At 65.0% G+C, this 25,559-nt stretch carries 16 protein-coding genes and 2 riboswitches; of the genes, 7 read left to right on the top strand and 9 right to left on the bottom strand.

Going from position 1 to position 25,559, the window contains the following annotated elements; translation table 11 throughout:
* Nucleotides 1-70: 70 nt before the first annotated feature.
* Nucleotides 71-1,555, bottom strand: a complete 1,485-nt coding sequence (gene hemN / locus ABDB81_RS19230; protein ID WP_346812930.1) for an oxygen-independent coproporphyrinogen III oxidase — start codon at nt 1,553-1,555, stop codon at nt 71-73.
* Between the two features lie 250 nt (nt 1,556-1,805).
* Between hemN and ABDB81_RS19225 the strand changes: the two genes are divergently transcribed.
* The gene (locus ABDB81_RS19225; RefSeq protein WP_249359721.1) at nt 1,806-2,963 is read left to right on the top strand and encodes an ABC transporter substrate-binding protein; all 1,158 of its coding nucleotides are present in this window, start codon (nt 1,806-1,808) and stop codon (nt 2,961-2,963) included.
* Between the two features lie 18 nt (nt 2,964-2,981).
* Here the strand turns inward: ABDB81_RS19225 and ABDB81_RS19220 are convergent, their stop codons facing one another.
* The 3 genes from ABDB81_RS19220 to ABDB81_RS19210 form a co-directional block, all read right to left on the bottom strand.
* Entirely contained in the window at nt 2,982-4,340 is a 1,359-nt protein-coding gene (locus ABDB81_RS19220; RefSeq protein WP_249359722.1) for an ATP-binding protein, read from the bottom strand.
* A 5-nt stretch (nt 4,341-4,345) separates the two neighbouring features.
* The gene (locus ABDB81_RS19215; protein WP_137927962.1) at nt 4,346-5,077 is read right to left on the bottom strand and encodes a response regulator transcription factor; all 732 of its coding nucleotides are present in this window, start codon (nt 5,075-5,077) and stop codon (nt 4,346-4,348) included.
* A 371-nt stretch (nt 5,078-5,448) separates the two neighbouring features.
* The gene (locus ABDB81_RS19210) at nt 5,449-7,533 is read right to left on the bottom strand and encodes a UvrD-helicase domain-containing protein (protein ID WP_346812929.1); all 2,085 of its coding nucleotides are present in this window, start codon (nt 7,531-7,533) and stop codon (nt 5,449-5,451) included.
* A 312-nt stretch (nt 7,534-7,845) separates the two neighbouring features.
* On the opposite strand from ABDB81_RS19210, the gene ABDB81_RS19205 reads away from it, so the two are divergent.
* From ABDB81_RS19205 to ABDB81_RS19180, 6 genes are all read left to right on the top strand, one after another.
* On the top strand, nt 7,846-8,070 hold the full coding sequence (locus tag ABDB81_RS19205) for a glycine zipper 2TM domain-containing protein (RefSeq protein ID WP_137927964.1): 225 nt from the start codon (nt 7,846-7,848) through the stop codon (nt 8,068-8,070).
* A 67-nt stretch (nt 8,071-8,137) separates the two neighbouring features.
* Nucleotides 8,138-8,228, top strand: a riboswitch (glycine riboswitch).
* A gap of 21 nt (nt 8,229-8,249) precedes the next feature.
* Nucleotides 8,250-8,369: riboswitch (glycine riboswitch) on the top strand.
* Nucleotides 8,370-8,454: 85 nt separating this feature from the next.
* Nucleotides 8,455-9,582, top strand: a complete 1,128-nt coding sequence (gene gcvT, locus ABDB81_RS19200; protein ID WP_137927965.1) for a glycine cleavage system aminomethyltransferase GcvT — start codon at nt 8,455-8,457, stop codon at nt 9,580-9,582.
* A gap of 113 nt (nt 9,583-9,695) precedes the next feature.
* Nucleotides 9,696-10,076 carry a glycine cleavage system protein GcvH gene (gene gcvH / locus ABDB81_RS19195; RefSeq protein ID WP_137927966.1) on the top strand — a complete coding sequence of 127 codons (381 nt, stop codon included), beginning with the start codon at nt 9,696-9,698 and terminating at the stop codon, nt 10,074-10,076.
* A 76-nt stretch (nt 10,077-10,152) separates the two neighbouring features.
* On the top strand, nt 10,153-13,080 hold the full coding sequence (gene gcvP, locus ABDB81_RS19190; protein WP_346812928.1) for an aminomethyl-transferring glycine dehydrogenase: 2,928 nt from the start codon (nt 10,153-10,155) through the stop codon (nt 13,078-13,080).
* Between the two features lie 114 nt (nt 13,081-13,194).
* Nucleotides 13,195-14,571 (top strand): L-serine ammonia-lyase, encoded by a 1,377-nt coding sequence (locus ABDB81_RS19185; protein ID WP_346812927.1) that lies wholly within the window; start codon nt 13,195-13,197, stop codon nt 14,569-14,571.
* A gap of 97 nt (nt 14,572-14,668) precedes the next feature.
* Entirely contained in the window at nt 14,669-15,415 is a 747-nt protein-coding gene (locus ABDB81_RS19180; protein ID WP_346812926.1) for an MBL fold metallo-hydrolase, read from the top strand.
* Between the two features lie 18 nt (nt 15,416-15,433).
* On the opposite strand, the gene ABDB81_RS19175 is transcribed toward ABDB81_RS19180, so the two are convergent.
* From ABDB81_RS19175 to putA, 5 genes are all read right to left on the bottom strand, one after another.
* Nucleotides 15,434-16,549 carry a YbdK family carboxylate-amine ligase gene (locus ABDB81_RS19175; protein ID WP_160473128.1) on the bottom strand — a complete coding sequence of 372 codons (1,116 nt, stop codon included), beginning with the start codon at nt 16,547-16,549 and terminating at the stop codon, nt 15,434-15,436.
* Nucleotides 16,549-17,772: a cation:proton antiporter gene (locus ABDB81_RS19170; RefSeq protein WP_171020511.1), complete on the bottom strand. Its 1,224-nt coding sequence runs from the start codon at nt 17,770-17,772 to the stop codon at nt 16,549-16,551. Before ABDB81_RS19170 ends, ABDB81_RS19175 begins: the two co-directional genes overlap by 1 nt.
* 190 nt (nt 17,773-17,962) lie before the next feature.
* Nucleotides 17,963-19,930 carry a hypothetical protein gene (locus ABDB81_RS19165; protein ID WP_346812925.1) on the bottom strand — a complete coding sequence of 656 codons (1,968 nt, stop codon included), beginning with the start codon at nt 19,928-19,930 and terminating at the stop codon, nt 17,963-17,965.
* A gap of 221 nt (nt 19,931-20,151) precedes the next feature.
* Nucleotides 20,152-21,303 (bottom strand): branched-chain amino acid ABC transporter substrate-binding protein, encoded by a 1,152-nt coding sequence (locus ABDB81_RS19160; protein ID WP_137928551.1) that lies wholly within the window; start codon nt 21,301-21,303, stop codon nt 20,152-20,154.
* Between the two features lie 158 nt (nt 21,304-21,461).
* On the bottom strand, nt 21,462-25,421 hold the full coding sequence (putA, locus tag ABDB81_RS19155; RefSeq protein ID WP_346812924.1) for a trifunctional transcriptional regulator/proline dehydrogenase/L-glutamate gamma-semialdehyde dehydrogenase: 3,960 nt from the start codon (nt 25,419-25,421) through the stop codon (nt 21,462-21,464).
* Nucleotides 25,422-25,559: the final 138 nt, after the last annotated feature.

Below are 25,559 nucleotides of genomic sequence, written 5' to 3'. Positions count from 1 at the left end.
CACCGGCAGAAAAAAAAGCCCGCGAATTGCTTCGCGGGCTTTTTGCTTTCTGGCCTGTGCGGATCGGGATTCAGACCACGCGCGAATAGCGCTGGATCGGAACGGCCTTGGCATCATTCGCGGCCGGTGCAGGCCGGGGATGTCGGGCATCCTGCCGCAGGTACTGGTCGAACACCATGGCCACGCGACGCACCAGCAGACGGCCCAGTGTGGTGATGTCGATACGGTCCGATGTGCGGCGCACCAGGTTCTCCACGGCCAATCGGTCGAGTTCGGCCAACTCGACTGCGAACTTGGTGGCGAAGTCGATATCGTGCTCGGCCTCGATTGCGGCAATGTCGAGCGTGCCGTTGCACATCAGCGCGCCGATGATCTTGCGGCGCAGATGGTCCTCGGCCGACGTCTCGAAGCCGCGCACGATCGGCAGGCGGCCCGCGTCCAGCGCGGCGTAGTAGTCGTCGGTGGTCCGGGCATTCTGCACGTAGTGCCCCGCCACCGCACCGATGGCCGACACACCGAGCCCAAGCTGGTCATAGCCCGCGTGCGTGGCGTAGCCCTGGAAATTGCGCTGCAGCCGCCCTTCCCGCTGCGCGACGGCGAGGTCATCTCCGGGCAACGCGAAATGGTCCATGCCGATATAGACGTAGCCGGCTGCGGTCAGGAGTTCGATGGTCGAGACGAGGATATCGAGCTTTTCGCCGGCTGGCGGCAGTGCATTTTGGTCAATACGGCGTTGCGGTTTGAATACATGTGGCAGATGCGCGTAGCTGTAAACGGACAGCCGGTCGGGGCGCAGCTCGAGGGTGCGATCCACCGTGGCGTTGAAGCGCGCGGTGGTCTGGTGTGGCAGCCCATAGATCAGGTCCATGCTGACAGACTGGAATCCCAACCGCCGCGCCGCCAGCACCACATCGCGCGTTTCCTCGAAAGACTGCACCCGATGGATGGCCTGCTGCACTTCGGGATCGAAATCCTGCACCCCAAGACTGATGCGGTTGAACCCCAGTTCCGCGAGCAGCGCCATGCGGTCGTCTGTCACACGGCGCGGATCGATTTCGATCGAGTGCTCGCCTTCGGGCAGCAGTTCGAAGTGTCGATGCAAGGCAGCCATCACGGCGCGCATTTCGGCAGGATCGAGGAAGGTCGGCGTGCCGCCGCCCCAGTGCGACTGCATCACCCCGCGTCGTTCGCCGAGATGTGCCGCCACCATCGCCATCTCGCGCGCCAGGTAGTCCACGTAGCGTGCGCTGCGGCTGTGATCCTTCGTGATGATCTTGTTGCAGCCGCAGTAGTAGCAGATGTTCTCGCAGAACGGGATGTGCAGATATAGCGACAACGGCGCGGGAGCATCGGCGCGGCAGGCGTCGAGCGCGCGCAGATAGCCAGCGTCACCCACTTCAGCATGGAAGCGGTCAGCGGTGGGATACGAGGTATAGCGGGGACCGTTGCCGTCGATGCGCCCGGCCAGGCTGCGGAAGTCGGCAAGCGCGCGACGATCGAAGGCCGTGCTGTTGGAATGACTGGTGGAGTTTGAGGCAGAGGTGGGGGCGGACATTTTCGAGTTCTCGGTAAAGGCACGGCTAACCGACCGATGCTATGCCCGCCAATCCCTATCAACTTTGACGCCAATCAAGACAACGGACCTGCTGCGCCGGCCACCCCCGAATAGGTGGGGGCTTCTGTCGGGAAAAAGTCACGCAAGCGTCATCAACGGCCGATAGTCTCGGCCCCGGCCTCGATGTCTCGTAGCCCATCCCCCACTCTCCTTTGCTCCCGCTGCCATGCGCCCAGCCTTGCCGCAGTCGATGTCGTCGCGCCCGCCCGAACCCGAACCAGCGATCACGGGCCGGCGTCGCACCTTACTCGCACTTGGCGCGTTGTCCACCGCAGCCCTGCTGCCCAATGCAATGGCGCAACCCGCCACACCCGTGGCAAGGCGCCAACTGGTGGTCGGGCATCTGGTCGATCGTATCGGACCGCAGGCCGATCTCGCGCGTGACTACCTGGCCGGGGCCAAGGTCCTGTTCGATGCGTTCAATGCCGCGGCGACACCGGGCGCGCCACGCATCGTGCATGTCATCCGGGATGCCGATCCGAATCCGCGCCATGCCATCGCGCAAGCCGTGGCATTGGCCGATAACGAACGTGCGGACGTGCTGTTCGGCACAGGAGACGCCCTGTTGCCATCGCTGGCGAATGCCTCGGAACTGACGCGGCGCGGCGTGCAACTCGTTGCGCCGTTGTCCGGACTGGCCATGACCGCCGAGAACATCTGGTTCACACGCGCCGACTATCAGGCCGAGGTCGATGCCGCCGTGCGCCAGTTGCACAGTTACGGATTGCGCAACATCGCACTGGCCGTGTCGCCGGACTTCGCGGCCGGTGCCTTGGGCACCGGTACGCCGTGGCTGGCACGCCTGGAGAAAGACATCGCCACGCGCGCGGTGCCGCTGGGTAGCAACATCGAGGACAGCGCGCGCCGCATCGCCGCCGCACGTCCCGGCGCGGTGATCGTGGCGGGCGATACCCTCGCGTACGGCAGCCTTGGCCGCGCGCTCGCCGCGCAGAACTGGTTTGGCTTTCTGGTGGGATTGTCTGCGGTCAGCCCGTCATCCGCGCGCGAGATTCTGGGCGCTAGCTACGCCGGCGGCATGGTGGTAACGCAGATCGCGCCGGGGCCGCAGGAATCCACGCTGCGTGTGGTCAAGGAGCACGTCGCGCGCATGAAGCAGTATCTCGACGAGCCGCCCTCGCCTGCCACGCTCGCGGGATACATCGGCGCCGCGTGGCTGACGCGCGCCGCCACGGGTATGAAAGCACCGGGCCCGGCCGAGTTGCGACGCGCCTTGCAGGCACGTATCGACGTGGGCGACTTCACGCTCGATTTCACGCGCGGGCTGCGTGGCTCGCAATACGTGCAACTCGCGGCCATCGGCAAGAGCGGCCTGCCGCAGCGGGCCTGATGATTTCCCGCTGCTGCGTTATACGCGCGGCAGCGTGATGCTGACACGCAGGCCGCCTTCGGTCCGGTTCGACAACTTCAACTCGCCGCCGTGGCGGGTCACGATGTCGTGCGCGATCGACAGCCCCATGCCCACGCCGCCCGTGGCGCGGCTGCGTGACGATTCCACGCGATAGAACGGTTCGAGCACGCGCGACAACTCGGCGGGTGGAATGCCGGGACCGTTATCGCACACGTCGATCGTGACCCGTTCCGGACTATCGGCCAGCACGATATGCGCGGCGCCGCCATAGCGATGCGCATTCTCCACGAGGTTCACCACCGCGCGGCGCAGTTCTGCGGGATAGGCGAGCATCGGCGCGGCCTCGCCCGAGAGTCGCACGTCCTGCCCGATCTCCTGCGCATCGTCGACCACTGCCTGCACCAGCGCCTGCACATCCACGCGCTGACGCGGACCCGTCGCACCATCGCGCTCGCGCAAGTAGTACAACGTGGCATCGATCAGCCCGTTCATCTCGGTCAGATCCTGACGCAAGCGATATCGCACGTCATTGCTTTCGATGCGTTCGATGCGCAGGCTCATGCGCGTCAGCGGCGTGCGCAAATCGTGCGATACCGCAGCGAGGAAGCGCGATTGCTGGGCCAGTTGCGTGCGGATGCGTTGCTGCATCAGGTTCAGCGCGCGCGTGGCATCGCGTGCTTCGGCGGGTCCGCGTTCTTCATCGAGCGGTGGCGCGTGGACATCCTGCGCCAGCCGATTCGCACCACTCGCCAGTTGCTGCACCGGTCGTGCCAGCAGCCGCGCCCCGACCCACGAAGCGATCAAAATCGCGGCGAGCTGGAACAGCAGGCCAAGATGCGGTGGCCAGATACCGCGAATGTGAAAACCCTGCGGCGGACCGGGCATGCGCTCGCCCGGCTTGGGTGTGCGGAATGCGTCCAGATGCAATGGCGGCCCATCGAAATCGAACGGCTCGTTGCCGCGTGGACCGCCGAAGCGGCCCCCGAAACCACCTTGCGGACCGGGCCCGAAATGGGGATCGAACGGCGGACCGAAACCCGGACCGTGATCGAGGAAGCCCGGACCACCCGGCGGCGCGAAGATGCCTTCGAGCGGATGCTTCGGCACGCCATCCGTCGTCAGCGTGCCATTGGCTTCCGCCTCGGCCACTGCGCGACGCATGCGCTCCATATAGCGTTCGGAGCCGGGACGCGGGAACAGGCTCTCGATCACGGTGACGCCCAGCACATGCACGCCGAGCATGATCGCGGTCATCACGAAGAAGACCCGCAGGAACATCGAATCGAAACGACGACGACGCGCACGCGGCGGCGTGGCATCGCCGGCATTTGGCGGCGAAGTCGGGTCCACGGCCATGCTGTTCAATGCTCCACGTTGACGGTGAAGACATACCCCTCGCCGCGCACGGTGCGGATCAGCGCCGAGTCGCGCGGATCGTCGCGCAGCTTCTGGCGCAGGCGCGATACCAGCAGGTCGATGCTGCGATCAAACACGTCGAGGTCGCGGCCGCGCGCGTTGTTGATCAGCATCTCGCGGTCGAGCACACGGTTCGGATTCTCGATGAACGTCAGCAGCAGCCGGAATTCCGCATTCGACAGCGGCACGACCGTTTCCTCCGCATCCACCAACTGGCGCAGCGTAGTGTTCAGGCGCCACACGCCGAAGCGCATTTCGTGTCCCGTGGACGCCGGTGCGGGCCGCCGCGATTCGCTGCGGCTGCGCCGGAGCACGGTGTGAATACGCGCCACCAGTTCGCGCATTTCGAACGGCTTGGTCACATAATCGTCGGCCCCGACTTCGAGCCCGACCACGCGATCCGCGAGTTCGGCGCGCGCCGTCAGCATGATCACCGGCACATTGCTCGTATCGCGAATCTCGCGGCACAACGTCAGGCCGTTCTCGCCCGGCAGCGACAGGTCCAGGATGACGAGGTCGAACTGCTGGTTCGCCAGCGCGGTGCGCATGGCGGCGCCACCCTCCGCGCCCTGGGCTTCCATGCCGAACGTGGCCAGGTACTCGGCAAGCATGGTGCGGATCTGGGGATCGTCGTCAACGATCAGCAGGCGGGTGGTCAGGGCGGGAGAAAAATCCATGGCGAACGTGCAGGTGGGAGGGGGCTTGCGGACCCGCGAAGACGCCGGCCCGGATGAGAGTTGCCAATGTACCAGCCAGGCTATTACATCCGATGCCGGTTTTGTATCAGGATTGATACGTGCGCCGCGCGCCACCCCGAAGAAAAAAACGCCCCCGGTGCTGCCGCAGCCGGGAGCGTTCAACAGGGAAGAAGCCGGGCTCGCATGTGCCCAGCCACACCGCTACCGAAGGGCGGGCGCGGTGTCGCGCATGGAACGCCGAGATGTTGCATGCGCGGTGGCTATCGTAGGGAGGGCTCGCTGCCGCGTCTTGTCGGCCTTGTATCAACGACCGGACATGTCGATGGCCTTGGCGATGCCGATCAGCCCGCTCAGCCAGTGACAGCGGGCTTGCCAAGCAGCGCCTTCAACCCTGCCAGCCGATCCTTCGGACTCATGGCCGGCGTCTCGTCCACGATTGCTGGGGCCTCTTCCAGTTTCATCTCACCGATAAAGCGCGACGGCTCCACGGAATACGTTTCGCGCGCACGCTTGCGCTTCTTGCACCAGCTGATCTGCAGGCTGCGCTGGGCGCGCGTGATGCCGACGTACATCAGGCGGCGCTCTTCCTCGATCTTCTCGTCGCCCATCTCCTCGTCCTCGCGCGAATGGGGCAGGATGCCCTCCTCCACGCCCACCAGGAACACGTGCGGATATTCGAGTCCCTTCGATGCATGCAGCGTGGAGAGCCGAACAGCGTCGGGATCTTCGTCGCGGCCTTCGAGCATGCTCATCAGCGCCACCGTCTGCGTCAGTTCGAGCAGGTTCTTGCCCTCGTCGGCAAAACCGTCGGCGGTATCGAAACCCGTCGCTTCGCCTTCCACCTCTGGACGCGTGCCCTTGCGCTTGAGCCAGTCGAGGAATTCGAGCGTATTGGTCCAGCGCGATTGCGCCTGACGTTCGTCGAAGGTGTCGTACAGATACGCCTCGTAGTGGATGCCTTCCATCAGGTCATCGAGCACCACCGTGGCCGGATCGTTTGCAGCACGATCTGCCAGCCGCACCATCGATTCGCAGAACAGCCGCAGCGGTTCCAGCTGGCGCGGCTGCAGCTTGCCCTCGATGCCACCCATCATCGCTGCTTCGAACAAGGACACCTTGGCCTGCCCCGCAAACGTGCCGAGCACTTCGAGCGTGGTATTGCCTACGCCACGACGCGGCGTAGTGATGGCGCGGATGAATGCGGGATCGTCATCGGGATTCGCGATCAATCGCAGATACGCGCAGATGTCCTTGATCTCGGCCTTGTCGAAGAAACTCTGTCCACCTGACAGCACATACGGAATGCGCTCGCGCCGCAGGATCTGCTCGAACAGCCGCGCCTGATGGTTGCCGCGATACAGGATGGCGTAGTCGCGAAACTGCGCGCGCCGCTCGAACTTGTGTGCCGACAGCCGGAACACTACGGACTCGGCCTCGTGCTCTTCATCGTTCATCGGATGCACGGCGATGGGGTCGCCCATGCCGTGCTCCGACCACAGTTTCTTGTCGAACAGTTTCGGATTGTTGGCGATGACCGCGTTGGCCGCTTCCAGGATGCGCACCGTCGAGCGGTAGTTCTGTTCGAGCTTCACGACCTTGAGGTCGGGGAAATCGGTCTGCAGCAGCTTCAGGTTGTCGAGCGTGGCGCCGCGCCAGCCATAGATCGCCTGATCGTCATCCCCCACTGCAGTGAACGCCGGCGCGCGCAGATGCGACCCACCGGCCAGTAGCTTCAGCAACTGGTACTGGCACGCGTTGGTGTCCTGGTATTCGTCCACGAGGAAGTAGCGCAGCCGGTTCTGCCATTTCAGACGCACGGCTTCATCGCGCGCGAACAGTTCGGCCGGGAGCCGGATCAGATCGTCGAAGTCCACCGCCTGGTACGCATGCAGCGTCGCCACGTACGCGCGATAGACCATGGCGGCCTGGTGCTCGTCGGCCGTGGCGGCCTGCGCGAGCGCGGTCTCGGGATCGACCATGCCGTTCTTCCACAGCGAAATCGTGTTCTGCACGCTGCGGATCAGTTTCTTGTCGGTGGTACTCAACTGCTCCTGCACGAGTCCGAAGCAGTCGTCCGAATCCATGATCGAGAATTGCGGCTTCAGGCCCACATGCTCGGCTTCCATGCGCAGAATTTGCACGCCGAGCGAGTGAAACGTACAAACGGTCAGCTGCTTGAGTGGAATACGCTTCCCTTCGCGCGTGGTCTTTCCCTCCATGAGCTTGCTGATGCGCTCCTGCATCTCCTTGGCCGCCTTGTTCGTGAACGTGACGGCAGCAATGTGACGCGGCTCGAACCCCTTGTCCTCGATCAGATGCGCAATTTTCTGCGTGATCACGCGCGTCTTGCCGGAACCCGCCCCGGCCAGCACAAGGCAAGGGCCGTCCAGATAGCGAACGGCTTCGGATTGCGCGGCGTTGAGTCCGTGGGTCATGGGGCGGGAAGAGGAAAGCGGGGACGAGAACCGGGAAGGGCGGAAATGCCGAACTCGGCACGCGGTCAGCCACGCGCCGAAGGCGACGATGCTACCACGCGGCAAGGTGGCTGACAGGGCCTGTCGGAGGGTGTCCGACGGCACCCGTTTCACGCTGGTAACAATCGTAAATCGGGCGGGCCCTGCCTGGTGACGGGGCATGGAGTTTGCCTCTCTCCCGTACGGCCGAGCAGGTTGGCAGTCACAACGGTGCGCGGCAAACCTTCCGGATATCGGAACGTATCGGAATCCATTCGAATCAAGGAGCCAATCATGAACACCCTTCGCACGCTCTCGAAAGTCGCGCTGATCGGCGCTACGCTGGTCGGCTTTGCCGGTTGCGCGGACATGACGCCGAAGCAACGGAATACCGCCATCGGCGCCGGTGCGGGCGCGCTCGGCGGCGCGGTGCTGACCAACGGCAGCGCCTTGGGTACGATCGGCGGCGCGGCTGCCGGTGGCGTCATCGGCAATGTCGTAACCAAGGACAACCGCTGACCGAACGGGGGACCGCAGCGCGCGACGGGACGGTTTGACAAAGCCAGACCGCTCCCGTACATTCACGCGCATCTGACCGGGAGAGCGCGCATCACGCATTGCGCCGCCGAAGGGGAATCACCCGAAAACTCTCAGGCACCATGGACCGGTCGGATCGGCATGCAACATGCACACGATGCATGCCGCACTCTGGAGAGCGACATCCGCCGCGGCTGGAAGGCCGGCGAGCATGTCCACCGAAGGGGCGCACGGAGCCACGGCTTCGTAATCTCTCAGGTATCGAGGACAGAGGGGTCATCCGCCGCAGCGGACTGGTTGCACATTGGTGCGGCCGGCATGCGGCGGGTGACCCTTTTTTCGTTTTCGAATTGCCCGAGGATATCCATGACGCTCCAGGCCACGCCCCTCAACGCCATTCATCGCGCCCTCGGCGCCCGCATGGTCGATTTTGGCGGTTGGGACATGCCGGTCAACTACGGCTCCCAGATCGAGGAACACAACGCAGTCCGCTCGGACGCCGGCATGTTCGACGTCTCGCACATGTGCGTGGTCGATCTCCATGGCGCGAACACCCGCACCTTCCTGCGCGGCCTGCTGGCCAACAACGTCGACAAGCTCCAGACACCGGGCAAGGCCCTGTATTCCTGCATGCTCGACGAGAAAGGCGGTGTCATCGACGACCTGATCGTCTACTTCTTTGCCGAGGATTATTTCCGGCTCGTGGTCAATGCGAGCACGGCCGTCGGCGATATCGAATGGATCCGTTCGCGCAACAGCGAGACCGGCAGCGGCGTGACTATCAACCCGCGCCGTGGTGACGTGGCACCAGCAGGGTCCAGCGCACTGGCCATCGTCGCCGTGCAGGGTCCGAACGCACGCGCCAAAGTCTATGCAGCCTTCCCCTCCACCCAGCCCGCCGATGCCCTCAAGCCATTCAACGCGCTGGTCGTGCAGGACCCGGCCATGGGCGAACTGATGGTGGCGCGCACGGGCTATACCGGCGAAGACGGCTTCGAACTGGTGGTGCCGGCCGAGAACGTCGCCGGTATCTGGGAAAAACTCGTGGCAGCCGGTGTGAAGCCTGCCGGCCTGGGCGCACGCGACACCCTGCGCCTGGAAGCCGGCATGAACCTGTACGGCCAGGACATGGACATCCATACGTCGCCGCTCGACGCCGGGCTGTCGTGGACGGTCGATCTGCAAAGCGAACGCGACTTCACCGGCAAGGCTGCGCTGACCGCTGGCGGCCAGAAACGCGCGTTCCTGGGCCTGATCCTGCGCGACAAGGGCGGCGTGCTGCGCGCGCACCAGAAAGTCGTCACCGCATCCGGCGACGGCGAAATCACCAGCGGCACATTCAGCCCGTCGCTGTCCCAGTCCATTGCCTTTGCCAGTCTGCCGAAGGACATCGTGCCGGGTGCGGAAGTCCAGGTAGAGATCCGCGACCGCAAACTGACCGCGACTGTGGTTAAACTGCCGTTTGTGCGCAATGGCAAGGCACTCGTGAGCTGAGGCATCGGCCCCCGCTTCACACCAACGGTCGCCCTTCCACCCGTTCCGCTCGAGCCCACATGCCGCGGGCGGGTGAATGAAACAAGAAACACACTGTATCCCGGAGAACCCTCATGAATTTCCCCGCTGACCTGAAGTACACCGAGTCGCACGAATGGGTGCGCGTCGAAGCCGACGGCACGCTGACCATCGGCATCACCGACCACGCACAAGACGCGCTGGGCGACATCGTTTTCCTGGAACTGCCCGAAGTGGGCAAGTCGGTTGGCGCAGGCGACGCGCTGGCCGTGGTGGAGTCCGTGAAGGCGGCTTCCGACATCTACGCCCCGGTGGCCGGCGAAGTCATCGCCATTAACGACGCGGCTTCGGCATCGCCGGAATCGGTCAATGCCAACGCCTTCGACGCGTGGCTGTTCAAGATCAAGCCGGCCAACGGCGACGATGTGAACGGCCTGATGAACGTCGACGCCTACAAGGCCAGCGTCGGCGCCTGATCGCGCTGATTGTCCGATGCCGCGCGTGGCGGCAGGCTGACCACCTGCCCCGCGCGCTCCACGAGATTTCCTTGCCATGAACGCCCCGTTTCCCATGAACGCTGCCGCCCAAGCTGCACGGCCCACGCTGGCCGAACTGGAGGCGCGCGACGCCTTCGCCGCCCGCCATATCGGGCCCGATACCGCCGAACAGCAGCACATGCTCAAGCTGCTCGGTTTCCACAGCACCGCCGCGCTGATCGATGCCGTGGTGCCTGCCGCCATCCGTCGCCGCGATGGCATGTCGCTGGGCGAATTCACCGCCCCGCTGACCGAGGAAACCGCGCTGGCCAAGCTGCGCGGCCTGGCCAGCAAGAACCGCGTGCTCAAGAGCTTCATCGGGCAGGGGTACTACAACACGCTCACGCCCGGGGTCATCCTGCGCAACGTGTTTGAAAACCCGGCGTGGTACACCGCCTACACCCCGTACCAGCCTGAGATCTCGCAGGGCCGTCTCGAAGCCCTGCTGAACTTCCAGCAGATGCTGACGGACCTGACCGGCATGGACATCGCCAATGCGTCGATGCTGGACGAAGGCACCGCCGCCGCCGAAGCCATGACGCTGCTGCAGCGCGTCAACAAGCATGCATCGAACACGTTCTTCGTGGCCGACGACGTGCTGCCGCAGACGCTGGAAGTGGTACGCACCCGCGCCGAGCCGATGGGCATCGAAATCAAGGTTGGCCCCGCAGCCGAAGCCGCGAAGGCGGAGGCGTTCGGCGTGCTGCTGCAGTACCCTGGCGTGAACGGCGACGTGGCCGACTACCGCGCGATTGCCGAAGCCGTGCATGCCTCCGGCGCGCGCGTGGTAGCCGCCGCCGACCTGCTGGCGCTGACGCTGCTCGCCGCACCGGGCGAATGGGGCGCGGACGTGGCCGTGGGCAACACGCAGCGCTTTGGCGTGCCGCTCGGTTTCGGCGGCCCGCACGCCGGCTATATGGCCGTGCGCGACGAATTCAAGCGTTCGATGCCGGGCCGCCTCGTCGGCGTGACCATCGACGCGCAAGGCAACAAGGCATACCGCCTGGCGCTGCAGACGCGCGAGCAGCACATCCGCCGCGAGAAGGCCACGTCGAATATCTGCACGGCGCAGGCACTGCTGGCCATCATGGCGTCGATGTACGCGGTCTACCATGGTCCACAGGGTCTCAAGCGCATCGCGCAACGCGTGCATCGCCTGACCGCCACGCTGGCTGCCGGCCTCAAGGCACTCGGCCACACGCCGCTGAACACGACGTTCTTCGACACGATCACGCTCGACACCGGCTTCAACACCGACGCATTCCACGCGTCCGCCACGCAGCGCGGCATCAACCTGCGTCATGCAGGCGGCACGCGCATCGGCATCTCGTTCGACGAAACCGCGTCGCGCGATGACGTGGTGGCGCTGTGGGAAATCTTCGCGCATGGCAAGACCGTGCCGAAGTTCGATGACGTAGAAGCAACGGTGGCCGACGGCTTCCCGGCCGCACTCTCGCGCCAGAGCGCTTACCTGACGCACCCGGTGTTCAACACGCACCACGCCGAGCACGAAATGCTGCGTTACCTGCGCTCGCTGGCCGACAAGGACCTGGCGCTGGACCGCACGATGATTCCGCTGGGCTCCTGCACGATGAAGCTCAACGCCACCAGCGAAATGCTGCCGGTGACGTGGCCCGAGTTCAGCAACATCCACCCGTTCGCACCGCTCGACCAGACCGTGGGCTATCGCGAGATGATCGACCAGCTCGAAGCCATGCTCTGCGCCGCCACGGGCTACGCCGCCGTGAGCCTGCAGCCGAACGCGGGCTCGCAAGGCGAGTACGCTGGCCTGCTGATCATCCACGCCTACCACGCAAGCCGTGGCGAGAGCCATCGCGACATCTGCCTGATCCCCTCCTCCGCGCACGGCACGAACCCGGCATCGGCACAGATGGCCGGCATGAAGGTGGTGGTTGTGGCCTGTGACGAGAACGGCAACGTCGACCTCGTGGATCTGGCGAAGAAGGCCGAACAGCACAGCAAGAACCTCGCTGCGATCATGATCACGTACCCGTCCACGCACGGCGTGTTCGAACAGGGCGTGCAGCAGATCTGCGACATCGTGCACAAGCACGGCGGCCAGGTCTACGTGGATGGCGCGAACATGAACGCAATGGTCGGCGTGGCCGCACCGGGACAGTTCGGCGGTGACGTCTCCCACCTGAACCTGCACAAGACGTTCTGCATTCCGCACGGCGGTGGCGGACCGGGCGTGGGTCCGGTGGCAGTGGGCGCGCACCTTGCCGACTTCCTGCCGAACCAGGACAGCGTTGGCTATCGCCGCGACGACAACGGCATCGGCGGAGTCTCCGCCGCGCCGTTCGGCTCGGCCAGCATCCTGCCGATTTCGTGGATGTACGTGGCGATGATGGGCTCGACCGGCCTGACCGCCGCCACCGAGAACGCGATCCTGACGGCCAACTACGTGGCCAAGCGTCTGTCGCCGCACTATCCGGTGTTGTACGCGGGTCAGGGTGGTCTGGTGGCGCACGAGTGCATTCTCGACCTGCGTCCGCTGCAGAAGAGCACGGGCATCTCGAACGAAGACGTCGCCAAACGGCTGATGGACTACGGCTTCCATGCCCCGACCATGAGCTTCCCGGTGCCGGGCACGCTGATGATCGAGCCGACCGAAAGCGAGGCCCTGTCCGAACTCGACCGCTTCATCGACGCCATGATTGCCATCCGTGGCGAAATTGCGCGCGTCGAGGACGGCAGCTTCGACCGTGAAGACAATCCGCTCAAGCACGCGCCGCACACGGCCAACGTGATCACGGCCAACGAGTGGACGCGCAAGTACACGCGCGAGGAAGCCGCCTATCCGGTGGCGTCGCTGCGCACGCAGAAGTACTGGCCGCCGGTTGGCCGTGCGGACAACGTGTATGGCGACCGCAATCTGTTCTGCTCGTGCGTGCCGATGAGCGAGTACGCTGAAGAGGCGTAAGCACTCCGGCTCGATAAGAAAAGTTGAAAAGTCCCCTGCCGCCCTGATTTCCGAATCGTGGGCGGCCCCTGACGGCGTGCCGGCGGCGCGCCGTCTTCGCATCTGGAGTCAGCCGTGGCAGTCAGTGTTTTCGATCTGTTCAAGGTAGGCATCGGCCCGTCGAGTTCCCACACCGTGGGACCGATGCGCGCCGCGCTGATGTTCGCGCATGGTCTGGAGCGCGATGGGTTGTTGCCGCAAGTAGCGAGCGTGCGTGCCGAACTGTATGGCTCGCTGGGCGCCACCGGCAAGGGACACGGCACCGACAAGGGCGTGATTCTCGGGCTCATGGGCGAGGCGCCCGATACCGTCGATCCCGAAGGCATCGACGAGAAGCTCTCCGCGATGCGCCGCAGCAAGCTGCTGACGCTGCTGGGCAAGCACACGGTACCGTTCGTGGAACGCGAGCACATCGTGTTCTATCGACGCGAAGCGATGGCCGAGCATCCGAACGGCATGAAGTTCCACGCCTACGATGCCGAGGGCAACCCGCTACGTGAAGCGCGCTACCTGTCAGTGGGCGGTGGCTTTGTCGTCACGGCCGGCGCACCCAATACGCAGTTGCAGACTGCGGAGAATCAGTTGCCGCATCCGTTCCGCAGTGGCAAGGCGATGCTCGAGATGGCGCATGCGAGCGGCAAGTCCATCGCACAACTCATGCTGGAGAACGAACTGACGTGGCGCTCGCACACCGAGGTCACCGATGGCCTGCTGCATATCTGGGACGTCATGCAGCAATGCGTGGCGCGCGGTTGCCGCACCGAGGGCGAACTGCCCGGTCCGTTCAAGGTGAAGCGGCGTGCGCCCGAGTTGTATCGCAACCTGACGTTGCGCGCGGAGCGTACGTTGTCCGATCCGCTCACCGTCATGGACTGGGTCAACCTCTACGCGATGGCCGTCAACGAGGAAAACGCAGCGGGTGGACGTGTCGTGACCGCACCCACGAATGGCGCCGCAGGCATCATCCCCGCCGTGCTGCACTACTACGATCGCTTCGTGCCCGGCGCGAGTCCTCAGGGCGCGGCGGATTTCCTGCTGACCGCTGGTGCCATCGGCCTGCTCTACAAACTCAACGCGTCGATCTCCGGTGCGGAAGTGGGCTGCCAGGGCGAGGTTGGCGTAGCGTGCTCGATGGCGGCCGGTGCGCTGGCTGCGGTACTTGGCGGCACACCGGAACAGGTGGAGAACGCCGCCGAGATCGGCATGGAGCACAACCTCGGATTGACGTGCGATCCCGTGGGCGGACTGGTGCAGATCCCGTGCATCGAACGCAACGCGATGGCGTCCGTCAAGGCCGTGAACGCCGCGCGCATGGCGCTGCGGGGCGATGGCACACACTATGTGTCGCTCGACTCGGTCATCAAGACGATGCGCGAGACCGGCGCAGACATGAAAACGAAGTACAAGGAAACGGCGCGCGGCGGGCTGGCGGTGAATATCGTCGAATGCTGACGATCATAGTGAATGGCAGGCCGCCGTATATGATGGAAGCACTTTCGGGTTGCCGACAAGATTTGCCAATAACATCAGTCTCCAAAAGAAAGCGGCCATGCAGACCTTTCACCAGTTGTTCGACGACGTCTCCTGCACGTTCACCTACCTGCTGATCGATGCCGCCACGCATGAGGCGGTCCTGATCGATCCGGTCGATTGCCAGTCCGAACGCGACCTTGCCGTGCTGAAAGACACCGGCGCCAAGGTCGTCTGGATTATCGAAACCCATGCGCATGCCGATCACATCACGTCCGCCGGGCAACTGGCCGCGCTGACCGGCGCCAGCACCGCAGCGCCGTCCGGTTGCGACATCAAGCCCGCCAGCAAGCAATTGATCGATGGCGACTCCATTTCGTTCGGCAGTCAGGTGTTGCGCGCGATCCATACGCCGGGACATACGGCTGGCAGCATGAGTTACCTGTGGGAAGAAACGACGGCCGATGGCGTGGTGCGCCGGATCTTTACCGGCGATGCCTTGTTGATCGACGGCTGCGGCCGCACGGATTTCCAGTCGGGCGATGCAGGCACCTTGTTCGACAGCCTGACACAGAAACTCTTCCGCCTGCCCGACGATACGCAGGTCTATCCCGCGCATGACTACAAGGGCCGCACGGCATCCACGATCGGTCAGGAGCGCGCGAGCAACAGCCGCATCGCGGGCCGATCGCGCGAGGAGTTCATCGCCATGATGCGTGAACTGAATCTACCGCGACCGAAGCTGATCGATATCGCGGTGCCTGCCAACCAGCAACTCGGACTCGTGGCCGGCCGCGACGGCACAAGCGTGCCGCACGGCGCCTGACGCATCAGACTGCGCGAGTTACGATTCCCACCGCTCGCACGTATGCCGTACGGTATCGCGCAGGCTGTGGGCTTCGTCGTTGATCACGCGTACCGAATGCGCATCGTTGTCGCGTGAAGCGGCCAGTGCGCGGATGTTCGACAGCGCCTGCAGCGAACCGAGTGCCTCCGCATGCGGCTCCAGCGCATCGCAGATCGACAGGATGTGGTCTGCAATCGGCATCCGCGTCAGTTCGTTCGGATGCACGTATTCGCCTTCCATCCCAAAGCGGCACGCCTGAAAACGGTTGAAGGTGTAGACGAGGTAATCGTCTTCCTGCGGCATGAACGGACGCGACAGCAGCAGATATCGCGCAAGCGCCTGGATGTACGCGGCGATATCGCACGCGCGCTGCACGGTGAGGGGCGTATCCATGACGCGCACTTCGATCGTGCCGAACTCCGGCTTGGGACGGATATCCCAATAGAAGTCCTTCATGCTCTCGATCACGCCCGTCGCGCGCATCTTGTTGAAGTAGGCTTCGAAGCCATCCCACGTCAACACGTGCGGCGCCCGACCGCTCATCGGAAACGCGGCAACAGAATTCAATCGAGCGGATGCAAATCCAGTATCGACCCCCTGCACATAAGGCGACGACGCCGCCAGCGCAATGAAGTGCGGCACATACCGCCCGATGGCATGGAGCAGGAACAGCGATTCGTCCGCACTCGGGCAGCCGATGTGCACGTGCTGCCCGAACACCGTGAACTGCTTGGCCAGGTAGCCATATAGCTCCGAGATGTACTGATAGCGCGGGGAGTCCGAGATGGTGCGCTCGGACCACACCTGGAACGGATGCGTGCCGCCGCCGCAGATGCCGAGGTTAAGGCCGCGCGACGCATTGATCATCAGGTCGCGCATGACAGTCAGCTCTTCCAGCGCCTGCGCGTAGCTGTGGCAAATGCCCGTGCTCATCTCGATCATTGACGGACTGATCTCGGGCTTGATGTCCCCCGCATGCTGCGCGCCCTTGAGTGCCCGAAGCAGGTCCGGTGCGAATGGCGCCAGATCATAGTCATGGCGATTGACGAGCTGGAGCTCCAGCTCCACGCCAAAGGTCAGCGGCTCGGAATGCTTGAACGGTTCGAGCGACATCAGCGCCCTCCTCCATTGTCCCTTGCCTCGCCCGCGTAACGCAGCGCCCACGCCGCGATGATCGGGCCCAGCACCTGCTCGATGGCGAGCGCGCAAAGGATGATCGATGCGAGCGGCACGCCGGTGCCCGGATACAGGCGGGCAATGTCGCTCATCAGAAGATAGGCCAGCCCCGACATCGGTGCCAGCGCAAGGCCCAGCGCCATGGCCTGCCGCAGGCTCAGCCCCGAAAACGAACCCAGTGATACCACGCCAACCAGCTTGGCCACGTGACGCAGCACAACCAGCGCCACGGCCATCGTCCCGCCGATGATCCAGTCCTGCGCCGTCAGCGGCAGGCCCAGCGATACCACCATCACGATGATCAGGAGGCTGCCCGCGCTACCGAAGTGCGTGGGCCAGACGTGCGGCTGGCGGTCCTGGTGCTTGAAGACCACGCCGGCAAGCATCAGCGTGAGCGGCATCGAAAGCTTGAGCACGCGCGTCAGCGCCAGCGTGAACAGCACCAGCCCCACCAGCACCAGGAAACTGTAGTGATCGTCGGAAGACATCCGCGCGTAGATGGCATGCCCCACCTTGCCAACTACCCATGCCAGCAGGCACGAGCCCACCAGCAGGTACAGCGGATGCAGCAGCGCAGCGCCCAGGTTGCCGTACTCCGAATGCAGCCAGCCCGTCGCCACCTGCACAATGGCCGCCGCGTAGATCGAGTTCAGCGCGGCCATGGCCATCAGCCGCTCGGTCACCTGCCCTTCGGCGCGCAGTTCGTTCTTGAGTTGCAGCACGATGGTCGGCGAGGTGCTGACCGCGATACCACCGGCCAGGATCGCAACGCCGGGCGACGCGCCCAGCCATTGCAGCACGGTGGCGACGAGGCCCCACGTCAGCAGGCTTTCGGCGGCGCTCGTGAACAGCAACCAGCGGTTGGCGCGCAGCCATGACAGCGACAGCCGGTGGCCGAGTTCGAACAGCGCCAGTGCCAGCGCCATATCGATCAGCACCCGGGTCTGGGCGATCATGTTGTCGTCCACGATGCTGCGGCCGAGCATGCCGGCGAACAGCCCGACCATGGCGTATCCGACGATGCGCGGAATGCCCAGCCAGCGGCGGCAGACCTCTCCGGCCAGCCCCGCACCAACGAGTGCGAGACCTACCCAGAACAGGCCGCCCGGCGCCAGCGGCAGCGAGGGGAAAAGTTGGCTCAGTCCATTCATGCGCGTCATGGTAATGGAAGGACACGTTTCAAAGTGTCAGTGCTTGTCCGACACTTTTCCCATCTTGCCGATAAAACCCATCTTCCACAAACAAAAAGCGCGATCTTCATCGATCGCGCTTTTGTAGGTCTTTCAAATTGAGAATTGTCTTGTGCGGTGGGTCACCTAGTGGGATGCCACGCGACCCTCCCGCCCCGCGTTACAGCCCCCATACCTTCCACTTCGGCCGGGTGGATTTCAGCGCCGCCTCGGTCTTGCCGAAGAGCCCACGCGTGGTGCCCACGCCAGCCCCCGCCGCCTTGGCCTTTTCGAACCACTCCAGTGCCGTCTCGCGGTGGCCCTGCGCCACGGCCGCCTGCACGGCCAGCAGCCACGCGTCGGCATCCCAGTCGTCACGCGCAGCAAACGCCATATGGAAATCCGTCAGGGCCTCCGCCTTCCGGTCCAGTTCCACGAGGAGTCTGGCACGCTGTACCCGCGCCTGCGCTTCTGCCTGGGCATTGCCAGCCCCAAGTGCTACGGCCTGTTCGATCAATGGCAAGGCGCGCTCGTTGTCGCCGAGGTCGCGCCAGATCTGGCCAAAGCGGCCATAGAGCCAGCCGTCTTCCACCAGTAGCGAGCGGCGCTGGAGCGCTTCGAGTTCCGCCAGTGCATCGGCACGGTCGTGTTCGTCCATCCCCGCCATACCCTTGGCCAGCAACGCGCCGTAGTGCGCGCGGGCATGGGCCATGGCGTGCGCCCCTTCGCTGCGTGCCTCGACGGGCAGCGCATCGAGACGGGCATCCATATGGGTCAGCGCGGCATTGGCCGATTCCGTGGCTTCACGCCCGCCCAGTGCCGCCCACGCGGCCACGAGCCGGCTGAACGCCCAACTCACGTCCGCAGGGTTGCGCTCCACCGGATGACGATTCATCACTTCACCGGCCAGATCCACCACCTTCTGGTGCTCGCCCGCCGCCGCGTAGGCGTCGAGCATGTCGATCCAGTGGTCGATGAAGTCGCTGGCCGCCATGCCCTTCTGGTGCAGCGACACCTTTTCTTCCAGATGCGTCGCATCGGCCGGCAGCGTGCGCGCCAGCAGGCGGCACAGCAGGGAATACAGGTGAGGATCGGCGTTGCCGCCATGGCCCTGCGCATCGCCCTCGCCCGTCTCGAAATATGCCTCGAAACAGCCCAGTCCCTTGCGGCACGCGGCCTCCAGCATCGGCTTCAGCACGGCTTGTGACGCAGGCACCTCGTCGATGAACGCGCCGAGCGCCGCAGCCGCGTGGAAGTACATGGCACCATCGTCGGCATTGGCCGTCATGGCAAAGCCAGTCCAGGCGGGCTGCGCCGGGGTGCTGGCACTTGCCTTGGCTTGCGACTGGTGCCGCCACGTCAGCGCGCGCACCTGCGCGAGCGGGTCCGGACGCTGACGCAGGTACGTATCCAGGTCATCGAGTGCCGCCGCCGGGTCCACGCCCAGCCGCAACGGCGCGCGCAACCGGCGTGCTTCGGGATGATCGGGCTCGGCGGCCAGCACCGTTTCGGCCTGTGCCGCGGCCAGGGCATCGCCCTGCGCTGGCGTCAGATCGAGCAGCTCCGGGGAATCCAGTGCGATCCGGCCCAGGCAGATCCGCAGCAGCGGCTCCCCAAGTTGCTGCGCGGCATCGCTGCGCGCGACATAGTCCTGCACCAGCGGCAGGATATCGCCAGCCCCGAGATCGGGCGAGCGATACAGCAGGTCGTGCCAGTAGCGGCCCGCCAGCGCGAAATCGTTGAGGCGAAACGCGACAAAGCCCGCATAGAAATGCGCAGCCCACTCGCCCGTGGCCAGCCCGTTGCGGCGCGCGGCCTCGTGCAGCCACGGCTGCGCCTCGGTGTCGCGCCCTTCACGCATCAGCAACGTGCCATACATATGCGCCAGCGCCCCGCGCGAGGCCCAGCGATGCATCGGCGCCAGCGAGAGCTCGGGCAGCCGGGTCATGGCCTCGTCGAGCGCGGCCAACGCCGCCGCCACATCGCCACGATCCGACTGGATCTGCGCGCGCAGCGCGGCATAGTCCACAACTTCGGGATGCGCCGCCCAGAGCTGGTCGGCTACCTGTACAGCTTCGTCATGGCGCCCGGCATTTGCCAGCGCGATGGCGTGGTCGTAACGGACATCCTGCAAGGTCCGCTCCTTCATCAGAAATCAGCAAAGCGGAATTATGCGCTATTGGCGTGACACACTTCGGAGAGGAGAGGGGGAGATTGGGGGTTGATTGGGGTTGACCGAAAGAAAAAGCCGCTCCCCAACAAAAAACGCCACCGCGGGCATCTGCCCGGGTGGCGTCAGTTCTGCCACGCGCCAGCCGTAGGAAAGCCGTCCGGCGCGCGTAATGCTAAAAGCTACTCGGCGAGCGGCGATTACTTGCCGCCCACGGTTTCCAGCACGGTCCACTTGCCGCCTTGCACCTTGTAGACGGTGATGCCGCCGTCCTTCAGGTCGCCGCGTGCATCGTAGGCCAGCGTCTTGGTGGTCACGCCCTGCATGCTGGTAGCGGCCAGCACGGGCAGGTAGCGCGTCGGGTCGGCGGAGCCGGCCTTGATCATGGCGGTCATCAGCGCGGTGGCGCCGTCATAGGCGTACGGCGAGTACGTCTGGACCTTCGAGCCGAAGCGCTTCTCGTACTTCTTCTCGTACGCAGCGCCGCCCGGCATCTGTTCCAGCGGCAGGCCGGCCAGCGACACCACGGTGCCATCGGCGGCGTTGCCGGCCAGCTTCAGGAAGTTGTCGGTCTTGGACATTTCGCCCGAGACCAGCGGGGCCTTCATGCCCAGTTCCTTGACCTGCTTGGCCATCGGGGCCGATTGGGTTTCGGCACCGCCGTAGAAGATGATGTCCGGGTTGCTGCGCTTGATGTTGGTCAGCACAGCCTTGAAGTCCACGGCCTTGTCGTTCGTGAACTCGCGGCGCACGATCTTGCCGCCGGCGGCCTTGGCGGCCTTCTCGAACTCGTCAGCCAGACCCTGGCCGTAGGCCGTGCGGTCGTCGACGATGGCGATGTTCTTGGCGCCCAGCTTCTTCACCACATAAGCGCCGATCACCGAACCCTGCTGGGTGTCGGACGTCATCATGCGGAACGTGGTCTTGAAGCCCTGGCGGGTGTATTCGGGTGCCGTGGCCATGGCGATCTGCGGAATGCCTGCACGGTTGTAGACCATCGACGCCGGGATGCTGGTGCCCGAATTGAAGTGGCCGAGCATGCCCTGGATGCCGGCGTCCACCAGCTTCTGCGCCACCACCGAACCGGTCTTCGGATCGGCCTGGTCGTCCTCGGAGATCAGCACGAACTTGACTTCCTTGCCGCCGATCTTGGGCTTGGTGGCATTCATGTCATCGATCGCCAGGACGATGCCGTTCTGCATGTCCTTGCCGTATTGGGCCTGGCCGCCGGTCAGCGGACCGGCGTAGCCCAGTTTGATTTCCTGGGCCTGGGCAAAAGCAGCCGAAGCGGCAGTCAGGCCGGCAACGGCCATGGCGACGGTCATGGCCGTCTTGCGGAATGTCGAGCTCATCAGTTCTCCTTGGGTCCCAAACGGGTGCCATATGGTGCCGTTGTCGGCATATGTCGGAACGGCGTTGGCAGCACCGTTCCATTCTAAGTGGCGCAGCAAGGTCGGGATCACCGGCCCTCGCCGCACGCCTCTGATGGGTGACCGGAAGAGGACGTGCCTCAGCCGATCGTCATCAAGCTTGCATTGCCGCCCGCAGCCGCCGTATTGACGGACAGCGAACGTTCGATCAACAAACGCTCGAGCGCGATATTCGGTTCACCCTGGGCCAGGCCCTGGACGCCGACAATCGGACCCGGACGCGTAGCGACCTGTTCACAGACGGTGCGCAACTGGTCGGAATCGCCGTGATGCAGCACCGCGTCGAAGTCGGTGTCCGATGATTTCCAGTCGGAAACCATACGGACGCGCGATTGTACTGCGGCCGGCAGCCGTGCCAACAGCGACTTTGCGACCGGTGTGTCAACCCACAACGCCTGGGCGCCAACCGCCAGCACGGCGCCCAGTTGCAGCGCCAGGTCCGACTCCGTCTGCGCCAGGCACAGCACGCGCTCGCGCGGCAGCAGCGAGTACGTATTGCGCTCGCCCGTGGGGCCCGGCAGCGTGGCCGAGATACCCGATGCCGAAGCGGCAGCGAACTGGCCGCAGGCGGCGGCGACTTCGGGCAGGCTGCCTTGCGCCCAGCCCTTCAGTGCGGCCAGCTCGGCGGATACCGGAGCAGCCTGCGCGGCATCGGCCACGTCCGAGGCGCGCACGACGCGCACCACGGCATCCTGCGGGCACACCGACAGCAGGCGATGCAGATACAGCGGGCCGCCAGCCTTCGGACCCGTGCCCGACAGACCCTCGCCGCCAAACGGCTGCACGCCCACCACGGCGCCGACGATATTGCGGTTCACATAGAGATTACCGACATGCGCACGGTCCACGATATGCGCGATGGTCTCGTCGATCCGGGTGTGGATGCCGAGCGTCAGGCCATAGCCGGTGTTGTTGATCTGGTCGATCATCGTATTCAGCGCGGCGCGCGGGTAGCGCACCACGTGCAGCACCGGGCCGAAGACCTCGCGCTTCAGTTCCTCGATCGAGTCGAGTTCGATCAGCGTCGGCGGCACGAACGTACCGTTACGGCAGGCGGCGGACTGCACGGCGTTCGGATCTGCCTGATGCACGCGGCGGCCCTTGGCGCGCATGGCTTCCACGTGACGCACGATGTTGCCGCGCGCCTCCTCGTCGATCACCGGACCCACGTCGGTGGACAGACGATCCGGGTTGGCCAGCGTCAGTTCGCCCATGGCGCCCTTGAGCATTTCCAGGATGCGGTCGGCCACGTCTTCCTGCAGGCACAGCACGCGCAGCGCCGAGCAGCGCTGGCCTGCCGAGTCGAAGGCCGAGTTCACGACGTCGCCCACCACCTGTTCGGCCAGGGCCGAGGAGTCCACGATCATCGCGTTCTGGCCGCCCGTTTCGGCGATTAGCGGAATCGGACGGCCCGCCGCATCGAGGCGACCCGCAACATTACGTTGCAGCAGGCGTGCCACTTCGGTGGAGCCGGTGAACATCACGCCCTTCACGCGCGCATCGCCCACGAGCGCAGCGCCCACGGTCTCGCCACGGCCCGGCAGCAGTTGCACGGCACCAGCCGGCACACCGGCTTCGCGCAGCAGACGCACAGCAGCGGCGGCGATCAGCGGGGTCTGTTCGGCAGGCTTGGCCAGCACCGGGTTGCCGGCAGCCAGTGCGGCAGCAACCTGACCCGTGAAGATCGCCAGCGGGAAGTTCCACGGGCTGATACAGACCACGGGGCCGAGCGGGCGGTGCGTGTCGTTCGAGAACGTCTCGCGCACCTGCACCGCGTAGTAGCGCAGGAAGTCGACCGCTTCGCGGACTTCGGCGATGGCGTTCGAGAACGTCTTGCCGGCCTCGCGCATGATGACGCCCATCAACTGCTGCATCTGGGCTTCCATCAGGTCGGCGGCGCGCTCCAGCGCAGCGGCGCGCACCTCCGGCGGCGTGGCCTGCCAGATCGGTGCCACATTCACGGCGGCAGCCAGCGCGGCCTCCACTTCGAACGGCGTGGCTTCGCTGGTGTGGCCCACCACGTCGCGGTGGTCGGCCGGGTTCAGCACGGGGTCGAGCTTGGCGTCGCCGCGCGGGATGTCGGCACCGAGCAGCGGTTCGGCACGGTGGACTTCGCTGGCGCCGGCCAGCAGTGCCGACGACAGCGAGGCCAGGCGATGCTCGTTCGACAGATCGATGCCCGCCGAATTGGCGCGCGCGTCGCCATACAGTTCACGCGGATGCGGGATGCGCGGGTGCGAGAGGCCCAGCGTACCTTCCGTCTTGTGCATCGATTCGACCACGGTCACCGGATCGGCCACCAGTTCGTCCAGCGGGATGGATTCATCGGCGATGCGGTTCACGAACGACGTGTTCGCGCCGTTCTCCAGCAGGCGGCGCACCAGGTACGCCAGCAGCGTTTCATGGGTGCCAACCGGTGCGTAGATGCGGCACGGACGGTTGAACTTGCCGTCCGACTTCGGGCCGACGATCTGGTCGTACAGCGGCTCGCCCATGCCATGCAGGCACTGGAATTCATACTGGCCGGGGTAGTAGCTCTGACCGGCGATCTGGTAGATGGCCGACAGCGTATGCGCGTTGTGCGTGGCGAACTGCGGATAGATTGCGTCCGGCACCGACAGCAGCTTGCGGGCGCATGCCACGTAGGCCACGTCCGTGTACACCTTGCGCGTGTAGACCGGGTAGCCTTCCAGCCCATCCACCTGGGCGCGCTTGATCTCGCTGTCCCAGTACGCGCCCTTCACCAGGCGGATCATCAGGCGGTGGCGGCTGCGGCGTGCCAGGTCGATCAGGAAATCGATCACGAACGGGCAGCGTTTCTGGTAACCCTGCACCACGAAGCCGATACCGTTCCAACCGGCCAGTTCCGGTTCGAAGCACAGGCGCTCCAGCAAATCGAGCGAGATTTCCAGGCGGTCAGCTTCTTCGGCGTCGATATTGATGCCGATGTCGTACTGGCGGGCCAGCAGCGTCAGGCTCTTCAGGCGGCCATACAGTTCGGAAATCACGCGTTCGTGCTGCGCGCGGCTGTAGCGCGGATGCAGCGCCGACAGCTTGATCGAGATGCCCGGGCCTTCATAGATGCCCCGGCCGCGCGACGCCTGGCCGATTGCGTGGATGGCCTGCTCGTACGATGCCAGGTAGCGCTGCGCGTCGGCCTCGGTCATCGCAGCCTCGCCAAGCATGTCGTACGAATAACGGAAGCCTTCGGCCTCATACTTGCGCGCGTTGGCCAGCGCCTCGGAAATCGTCTCGCCAGTGACGAACTGCTCGCCCATCAGGCGCATGGCCATGTCCACGCCCTTGCGGATCAGCGGCTCGCCGCCCTTGCCGATGATGCGCGTCAGCGCCTTCGACAATCCGGCTTCGGTGTGCGTGGCCACCAGCCGGCCAGTCAGCAGCAGGCCCCAGGTGGCGGCGTTCACGAACAGCGACGGGCTTTGGCCCAGGTGCGACTGCCAGTTCGCGCCGCTGATCTTGTCGCGAATCAGAGCGTCGCGCGTGGCCTTGTCGGGGATGCGCAGCAGTGCCTCGGCCAGGCACATCAGCGCTACGCCTTCCTGCGACGACAACGAGAACTCCTGGATCAGGCCCTGCACCAGACCCTCACGGCCCGTACCCACCTTTTGCTCGCGCAGCTTCTGCGCCAGCGTGCGCGCCATCTTGATGGCGGCGTCGGCCTCGGCCTTCGGCAGGCGGGCCTGCTCCAGCAGCACCGGCACGCATTCGGTTTCCGGACGGCGATACGCAGACGTAATCGCCGCGCGCAACACCGACTGCGGCTGGATGCTCTGCGCAAATTCCAGGAACGGCTGGGCCATGGCCTCGCCCTGCGCCACATCGCCAGCATCACCATCCGTGTCATGCGACGTGCCGTTGGCGCCTTCGTGCGGCAGATGGCCGCGCTCGATCTGCTCCAGATACGTGAAGATGGCCTGCTTGATCAGCCAGTGGGGGGTACGGTCGATCGATTGGGCAACGCGTTTCAGGCGTTCACGCGAAGCATCGTCGAGCTTCACGCCGAGGGTGGTGGTGGCCATGCGGGCAGTTCTCCAGCGGATCTTAAGAAGGCGGTGGCGGCCGTGGCGATACGCATGGGCGTAACGCGCCAGCCTGCCGATTGGCGCGATCTTACTCTCGTAGAATTACGAGGTGCAACCTAGTGCAACCACCTAGTT

Source organism: Cupriavidus sp. DL-D2, assembly GCF_039710735.1.
Classification (GTDB): domain Bacteria; phylum Pseudomonadota; class Gammaproteobacteria; order Burkholderiales; family Burkholderiaceae; genus Cupriavidus.
The sequence above is the reverse complement of the archived record's forward strand: the minus strand, read 5'-3'. Positions and strand labels throughout refer to the sequence as shown.